8 protein-coding genes are annotated in these 7,473 nt (G+C 75.9%); 2 read left to right on the forward strand and 6 right to left on the reverse strand.

Annotated elements, in window-relative coordinates:
- Positions 1-65 precede the first annotated feature (65 nt).
- Positions 66-992: an ROK family protein gene (locus tag ABT247_RS29845; protein WP_350748664.1), complete on the forward strand. Its 927-nt coding sequence runs from the start codon at positions 66-68 to the stop codon at positions 990-992.
- A gap of 134 nt (positions 993-1,126) precedes the next feature.
- Positions 1,127-2,296, forward strand: a complete 1,170-nt coding sequence (gene manA, locus ABT247_RS29850) for a mannose-6-phosphate isomerase, class I (protein WP_350748644.1) — start codon at positions 1,127-1,129, stop codon at positions 2,294-2,296.
- A gap of 114 nt (positions 2,297-2,410) precedes the next feature.
- On the opposite strand, the gene ABT247_RS29855 is transcribed toward manA, so the two are convergent.
- The 6 genes from ABT247_RS29855 to ABT247_RS29880 form a co-directional block, all read right to left on the reverse strand.
- On the reverse strand, positions 2,411-2,806 hold the full coding sequence (locus ABT247_RS29855) for a DUF2267 domain-containing protein (protein ID WP_350748647.1): 396 nt from the start codon (positions 2,804-2,806) through the stop codon (positions 2,411-2,413).
- A 374-nt stretch (positions 2,807-3,180) separates the two neighbouring features.
- Positions 3,181-3,732 carry an acyl-CoA thioesterase gene (locus tag ABT247_RS29860; protein WP_350748650.1) on the reverse strand — a complete coding sequence of 184 codons (552 nt, stop codon included), beginning with the start codon at positions 3,730-3,732 and terminating at the stop codon, positions 3,181-3,183.
- The gene (locus tag ABT247_RS29865; RefSeq protein ID WP_350748653.1) at positions 3,729-4,037 is read right to left on the reverse strand and encodes a hypothetical protein; all 309 of its coding nucleotides are present in this window, start codon (positions 4,035-4,037) and stop codon (positions 3,729-3,731) included. Before ABT247_RS29865 ends, ABT247_RS29860 begins: the two co-directional genes overlap by 4 nt.
- 254 nt (positions 4,038-4,291) lie before the next feature.
- Positions 4,292-5,287: a DUF6528 family protein gene (locus tag ABT247_RS29870; RefSeq protein ID WP_350748656.1), complete on the reverse strand. Its 996-nt coding sequence runs from the start codon at positions 5,285-5,287 to the stop codon at positions 4,292-4,294.
- A gap of 69 nt (positions 5,288-5,356) precedes the next feature.
- A complete protein-coding gene (locus tag ABT247_RS29875; RefSeq protein WP_350748659.1) occupies positions 5,357-6,748 on the reverse strand; it encodes an NAD(P)/FAD-dependent oxidoreductase in 1,392 nt (463 codons plus the stop codon).
- Between the two features lie 105 nt (positions 6,749-6,853).
- Positions 6,854-7,351: a flavoprotein gene (locus tag ABT247_RS29880; protein ID WP_350748662.1), complete on the reverse strand. Its 498-nt coding sequence runs from the start codon at positions 7,349-7,351 to the stop codon at positions 6,854-6,856.
- Positions 7,352-7,473 lie beyond the last annotated feature (122 nt).

Below are 7,473 nucleotides of genomic sequence, written 5' to 3' on the forward strand. Positions count from 1 at the left end.
GGCCGCGCCCGGCCCTCGTGGCCGGGGCACCGCCGACCCCGCCCCGCCTGGAGCCCACCGTGCCGCTGACCCCCCTGTTCGCCGCCGTCGACATCGGCGGCACCAAGATCGCCGGCGCGCTGGTCGACGGCGACGGACGGCTGCGGCACCGGCTCCAGCTGCCCACGCCCGCCCGGGAGCCCGGCCCTGCCGTGCTCGCCGTCGTGCACCAGGTGCTGGAGCGACTCGCCGCAGCAGCCGACTGGGCCGGCGTGACGGCCGTCGGGATCGGCAGCGCCGGCCCGGTCGACCTCGCCGACGGCAGCGTCAGCCCGGTCAACATCCCCGGCTGGCGGGGCTTCCCGCTGGTCGCCGAGATCGCCGCGCACCCCGCGGTGGCCGCCCGCGCGCTGCCCGTCCGGCTGGCCGGGGACGGCGTCGCGATGGCCGCCGCCGAACACTGGCAGGGCGCCGCCCGGGGGGCCGCCAACGCGCTCTGCCTGGTGGTCTCGACGGGCGTCGGCGCCGGACTGGTGCTCGACGGCACCGTCCGGCCGGGCCCCAGCGGCAACGCCGGGCACCTCGGCCACATCACCGTCGAGCTCGACGGCGAGCCCTGCCCGTGCGGCTCGCGCGGCTGCCTGGAGGGCCTCGCCAGCGGCACCGCGATCGCCCGCCGGGCACTCGCCGACGGCTGGCGGCCCCCCGGCGAGGACCGCACCGCCCGGGCCGTCGCCGCGTGCGCCGCGGCGGGCGACCCGATCGCCCTCGCCTCCTTCGACCGCGCCGCCCAGGCCCTGGCTGCCGGGATCGCCGCCACGGCCGCCCTGGTCGACCTCGACCGGGTGGTGGTCGGCGGCGGCGTCGCCACCGCCGGGGACGTGCTGTTCGCGCCGCTCGCCCGCCACCTGGACCGCTACGCCGCCCTCTCCTACGTCCGCGGGCTGGACGTGCGCCGCGCCGAACTCGGCACCGATGCCGGGCTGATCGGGGCGGCGGCACTCTGCCGCTGACCGCCCGCCCAGCCGCGCGACCGCCCGCCCGCCGCTGACTGCCCGCTGCTACTCGGAGCCCGCCCGCAGCGGCCGCGCCGGGCCCCGCCCGTGGCGGCCGCGCCGGGCCCCGCCGCCGATCGGAGACCCGCGCCATGCCGCCGTACGCCCTGCTCGACAACCCGGTCCGCCGCTACGCCTGGGGCTCCCCCACCGCCATCCCCGCGCTCACCGGCACCGCGCCCGACGGCACCCCGCAGGCCGAACTGTGGATGGGCGCGCACCCCTCGGCGCCGTCCCGGGTCGGCGGCCGGCCCCTCGACGAGCTGATCGCCGCCGACCCGGACGGCCTGCTCGGGCCGGACACCGTACGGCGGTTCGGCCCGGCGCTGCCCTTCCTGTTCAAGGTGCTGGCCGCCGACCGGGCGCTGTCGCTCCAGGTCCACCCCTCCCGCGCGCAGGCCGAGGCCGGGTACGCGGACGAGGAGGCCCGGGGCATCCCCCGGGACTCCCCGCGACGGGTGTACCAGGACCGCTCGCACAAACCGGAACTGCTCTGCGCTCTGGGTGAGTTCGAAGCCCTCTGCGGTTTCCGACCGGCCGCCGGGACCGCCCGGCTGCTGGACGCCCTCGGTGTGCTCGCCCCCTGGGCGGCCCTGCTGCGCGACCGGCCGGCCGCCGAGGCGCTCCCCGTGCTGCTGCGCCGGGCCCTGGCCTGCGGCCCGGCCGAACTCGCCACCGTCACCGAGGCCGTGACCCGGGCGGCGGCGTCCGGCGGACCGTACGCCGAGGCGTGTGCCGCCTACGCCCGCGTCGCCGGGCAGTACCCCGGCGACGCCGGACTGGCGGCCGCGCTGCTGCTCAACCACGTCCGGCTCACCGCCGGGCAGGCACTGTACCTGGACTCCGGGGTGCCGCACGCCTACCTGCGTGGCACGGGCGTGGAGTTGATGGCCAACTCGGACAACGTGCTGCGCTGCGGGCTCACGGCCAAGCATGTCGACATCGACGGCCTGACGGCGGTGACGTCCTTCCGCACGGGCCCGCCCCGGATCCTCACCCCCGAGCCCGGCACCCTGGAATTCCCCTCCCCGGCCGCGGAGTTCCGACTCTCCCTGGTGCGGCCGGGCGACCACCCGGTGCGCGTCGAGCGGCCCGCTCCGCAGATCCTGCTCTGCGTCGCGGGCCGCGCCCTGCTGCGCGCCCCCGGCCACCCGGACCTCGCGCTGCCCCCGGGCGCGTCCGCCTACCTGCGCCCGGGCGCCGGGCCGGTCGAGCTGACCGGCCCGGGGGCGGAGCTGTTCCGGGCCACCACGGGACGGTAGCCCGCCCGGCGGGACGAGGGTCGGCGGTCCGCCCGACCCGACGGGGCCGGCGATCCGCCCGGCGGTCCGCCCAACCCGACCGGGCCGGCGATCCGCCCGCGTGACGGCGGGCCCTCAGGCCGGCAGGGGATGGCCGAAGAGCAGGTCGTACCCGTCAGGGAGCTGCTCGATCACCCGCTCGACCAGTTCCTCCGGGACCAGATCCGCCACGGTGCTGAGCACCGCCCCGATGTCCCACTGCGCGGTGGCCGGCGTCGCCCCGTCGATCCAGCCGACCACGGCCGACACGAAGCGCTCGGCGGTCAGTGGCTCGGCGGCGGGCTGGGCGTCGCGCAGCAGCGGGGCGTACGTCGCGGGCAGCGCGTCGGCGAGTTCGCTCCGTTCGGCACCCACCAGGTGCTCACCGAGCAGGGCGAGCACGACCCGGACGGCGTGGTCCGCCTCCGCCTCACCGCGGTACTCTCCGCGTTCCACGACGCGGGCGAGGAATTCCTGCCAGGAGATGGTCATCGCTTCCTCCATCCGGTCGGTTCGCGGGATCCCGGCCGGACCGGCGGCCGAGGGTCCGGGGCCGCTCATCGCAGGCCGTGACCGCCGGGGGACGTACCGGTTCCCGTGCTGCTCAGCGTACTGCGCTCGGAGCGGCCTGATCCCGCGGATCCGGGCCGGGATCCGCAGCCGCGGAGGAGGTCGCCGGGCGTGCGCCGCGGTCCGGTCCCCCTGGGCGCCGAGCCGGTGCTGCCGCCGCCGGTGCCGCCCGTGCCGGAGCCCGTCGCAGCGCTGCCGCCACTGCCGCCGCCGGGCGAACGGATCGACGCCGTTGTCGATCACGCCGCCGGCCCGCGCCGTCACCGGCACGGGAGTCCACGGTTCGGGCGGCGGGGTCAGCCTGCCGAGGCTCGGCACCGCCTGCGCGTGCCGCGCTGCGTGCCCACCACGGGGCCGGAGCGGGCCGCGACCCGCTGGGCCGGCGCGACCGTCTGCGTGGCCGGGGTCAGGGCCTCGCCACGCGCCGTGTCCGACATAAATGCCGAGAGAAAGCGCCGCTCGTTCTCGCTCAGTTTGCGGGAGCGACCGGATTCCCGGTCCCGCGCGACCACCACGGTCCGCGCCCGCATAAAGGTGAGGGGATCCCGGCAGACATTCACCTCGACCTGCGCGGAACTCCGCCCGATCCGCTCGACGGTCAGCCGCACCGACAATGGCTCGGGCCGGTGGTGCAGCTGCTCCAGGTAATCGATCTCGTGCCGCGCGATAATGAATCCGGACGGGAACAGCGATTCCCGTACGGCCGTCGCGTGGTGACAGAACAGGTCGTAAATCCCCTCCTGGATGTAGCCGACCAGCCGGGCGTTGTTGATGTGCCCGTTCTCGTCGACGTCGCTCCAGCGGGTGGGGCAGGACAGCACGTGCGCGCGGGGGAACACCGCGCTCACTGCTGCGTCAGCCCGGCCGCGGCCCCGGCAGGGAGCAGCGCACGCTGCAACCTGGCGTAGTAGCCGGAGTGTTCGGCCGCCATCCGGGCCGCTGTCCAGCCCTCCTCGGCGGCCTCGGCCGCGGCCCGGACGACCAGGCTGTCCAGCACCGCGTCGACCGAGCGGCAGAGTTCGGCGACGGCCGCGAGCCGTTCGGTGACGTCGGCCGCGCCGGCCTTCCCGGACGGGAATGCGGCCAGTGAGTCGACGGCGAGCTGCAGATCGTCGATGGCGTCCGACCGCTTTTCCGCAGGGGAATTCCGCATGATTTTCTCCATGACCAATTCGGGCCATTACGGCCCGGTAACTGACGTTCGAATACACCGGATCGGTGCCAACCCCCCGACGGCTTCGACGCTATCCCAGTCGACGCGGGTCCGCAGATGGTTTTAGGACGGTGACGGGAAACTGACTTCCATTGGAGTAGTTTGCCGGGGTACACAATATGCCCCATCAGCCGATCGCGGTAAGCAGAACGAGTGGTATCGGCGACCCGCCGAGCAAGATCGACTACCGTCCGTCACTCATCTGGTAGGGGGGCGGCCGCCGCCGGCCACCAGCGCGCCTTGTACAGCTGCGCCCCGCGCAGCGTCCGCGCGCCCTCCGGACGGTGCAGCCGGATCACCGAGGTGCACCAGTCGCACGGGGAGCGGTGATCGGGGCGCACCGTGAGCAGCCGCCCGGTGCCCGGGTCGTCGCCGATGCTCTTGACGTCCCGCTCGTCGGCCGGCTCGGCCAGCCGAACGGCGGTGAACCCGTCGGCGGCGGGGTCGTACTGCCAGAGGCCGGTCAGCGAGCTCACCCAGAACCGGCCCGGCGCGCCCAGCGCCGGCGCGAGGTCATGGCCTCCCCGGCCCGGCAGCGGAGCGGTCCGGACGGCGCTCAGGGTGGGCTCGTCCGGGGCGCCGCCGACCCGCAGCCCGGTCAGCTCGTCGTCGCCCAGCACCCAGAGCAGGCCGGTGCGTTCGTCCCAGGAGACCCCGTGCGCTCCGGCGAGGCGGAAGGTCGCGTGAGCGGTCGCCCGCGAGCCCTGCGAGGCGGCGTACAACCGCACCCAGCCCCCGGCGCTCGCGGCGACCGCGACATTGCCGTCCGGGAGCAGCTCGATGCTGTGCGGGTTGACGTCCCGGCCGAGGTCCGCCGCCCACCGGCTGCGGCCGGTGGCGGTGTCGACGACGGCGGCGAGTCCGCCGGAGGCGGTGGTCAGCAGATAGCGGCGGCCGTCCAGCGTCCGGCTCTTGGCCTCGTCCGGACCGGTCCAGCTCCACTCCGGGTGGAGGTCGGCGAGGTCGGACGCCCGGTCCGCGGTCCAGGACCACACCAGCACCGGCTCCTGCGTTTGCTGACTTCGCGTCAGCTCCTCGCTCCACTCCAGCACGAGGACGCGGCGGGACGCCTGGTCGGCGACGACCACCTGCGCGACGGAGGGGGGAGAGGCGGAGGAGGCGTACGCGCGGCCCGCGGGCGCGCAGAGCAGCAGGGCGGCGCACAGGGCGGGGAGGGCTCGACTCGGCACGCCTCCAACCGTGCGCGCTCCACCGTGGACCGCATGCCGCCCGACCGCGCACACCGCTCGAACGGGTCGTCAGATTCGCCCGGAGATCCGGTCCGCGGCCCGGGCGATCGGCGAGGTGGTGGAACGTCCGGCCGCCTCCTGCCGATCCGCCGCGTGGTACGCGGCGTACAGCGCGTGCACGCCGAGCCAGCGCAGCGGTTCCGGCTCCCAGCGGCGCACGGTGTGGCCCACCCAGGGCAGCCCGGTCAGCTCGGTGTCCCGCCCGAGCACCAGGTCGCGCAGGGTGCGCCCGGCCAGGTTGGCGGTGGCCACGCCGCTTCCGACGTACCCGCCCGCCCAGCCGAGCCCGCTTCCCCGGTCCAGCTCGACGGTGGCGCACCAGTCCCGGGGCACACCCAGCACGCCCGCCCAGGCGTGGTCGATCCGGGCGTGCGCGGCGGCGGGGAAGAACCGGTCCAGCATCGCGCGCAGTTGGCGGACGGTCTCCGGCTGGGTGCCGCCGTCCGCGTCCGTCCGGGAGCCGAACCGGTAGGGGACGCCCCGGCCGCCGAGCGCGATCCGGTCGTCGGCGGTGCGCTGGGCGTACGTGTGGGCGTGCGCGAAGTCTCCGAGGACTTCCCGGCCGTGCCATCCGGTCCGCGCCCAGAACTCGGCGGGGAGCGGCTCGGTGGCGATCATCGCGGAGTTCATCGGCAGCCAGGTGCGCCGCTCCCCGCGCAGTCCGGCGGTGAAACCCTCGGTGGCGCGCAGCACCCGGTCCGCGGTCACCGTGCCGTACGGGGTGACGGCACGGGGCCTGCTCCGGCCGGAGCCGGGCCGGACGGCGGTCACGGCCGTGTTCTCGTGGATCTCCACGCCGAGCTCTCGCACCACCCGGGCCAGCCCGCGGACCAGCTTGGCGGGCTGGATGCGGGCACCGTACGGGGACCACACCCCGCCCAGCACGCCCGCGACGCCGATCCGGTCGGCGGCCTGCTCGGCGGTGAGCTCCTCGACCCGCCCCTCGCCGTACGCGCGCTCCGCCGCCACGTGCGTCCTCAGCCTCCCCAACTGCGGCTCGCTCCAGGCGACTCGCAGCACTCCGCCATGGACGATGTCGGCGTCGATCCGCTCCGCGCGGGCCACGTCCGCGACCTCGCCCACCGCTTCGTCCATCACCCGTTGCATCGCCGCCGCGCCGGGCCGCCCGTAGCGCTCGGCGAAGGCTGCGCGCCCCGCGAAGCCGTTGTACAGCCAGCCGCCGTTGCGCCCCGAGGCGCCGTACCCGCAGAAGCGGCGCTCCAGCAGGGCGATCCGCAGGGAGGGGTCCGCCTTCTTGAGGTAGTAGGCCGTCCAGAGCCCGGTGTACCCGCCGCCGACGACGCACACGTCGACGTCCCGGTCCCCCGGCAGGCCGGCCCCGGCCTCCGGGAGGCCGCTCGCCGCGTACCAGAACGACACCTCGCCGTTGACCGCTGCCACCGGGACCTCCCGCACCGTCGCTGACCTGCCCGGACGCTACCGCCGGGAGATCACCGGGACCACCCCGCACAGTGCCAGGATCCCCGGGCCGGGCCAGCCACCCTGTCAGCTCTCCAGCAGCGCGAGCACCGGCGTCCAGCGGTAGGCCCCGGGCGTGAAGTCGGCGATCCGCACGCCCATCCGCCGCAGCTTCGCCAGACTCTCCCCGTACGCCGGGTGCGCCGCCTGGGCGGCGCTGAGGCAGGGCTGCACGGCGACGGGGATCCCCCACCCGTAGGACTCGCAGAGGATCCCCAGCGCGAGGGTGTCCGAGATGCCGGCGGCCCACTTGTTGATCGTGTTGAAGGTCGCCGGTGCGACGACGAGGGCATCCGGGTCGGGCAGCGGCCGGGGATCGCCCGGCTTGCGCCAGGCGGAGCGGACGGGGTGCCCGGTCTGCGCCTCGATGGCGGCGACGTCGATGAAACCCGTGGCGAGCGGGGTCGCCACCACGCCGACGTCCCAGCCCCGGTCCTGCGCCGCGGAGATCAACTCCCCGACGCCGCCCGCGACTCCCGCCGCGCACACCACGACGTAGAGCACGGGTGTCCTCGCCCCTGCCATCCCGCCCACTCCCCTCTCACCACCGGCGGACCACCGGGCCGCGGAGCGCGGCCGCCACCGCGGCGCCGGCCCCGCGGGCCCCGGCCCAGGCTAGCCAGTGCCCGGGCCGGCAGCGCCCCCGC

The sequence above is a fragment of the Kitasatospora sp. NPDC001539 genome (genome assembly GCF_040298565.1).
Taxonomy (GTDB): domain Bacteria; phylum Actinomycetota; class Actinomycetes; order Streptomycetales; family Streptomycetaceae; genus Kitasatospora.

Coding starts and splice junctions, on each gene's coding strand:
- manA (WP_350748644.1), top strand. CDS start 1,127: ATGCCGCCGTACGCCCTGCTCGACAACCCGGTCCGCCGCTACGCCTGG.
- ABT247_RS29855 (WP_350748647.1), bottom strand. CDS start 2,806: ATGACCATCTCCTGGCAGGAATTCCTCGCCCGCGTCGTGGAACGCGGA.
- ABT247_RS29865 (WP_350748653.1), bottom strand. CDS start 4,037: ATGCGGAATTCCCCTGCGGAAAAGCGGTCGGACGCCATCGACGATCTG.
- ABT247_RS29880 (WP_350748662.1), bottom strand. CDS start 7,351: ATGGCAGGGGCGAGGACACCCGTGCTCTACGTCGTGGTGTGCGCGGCG.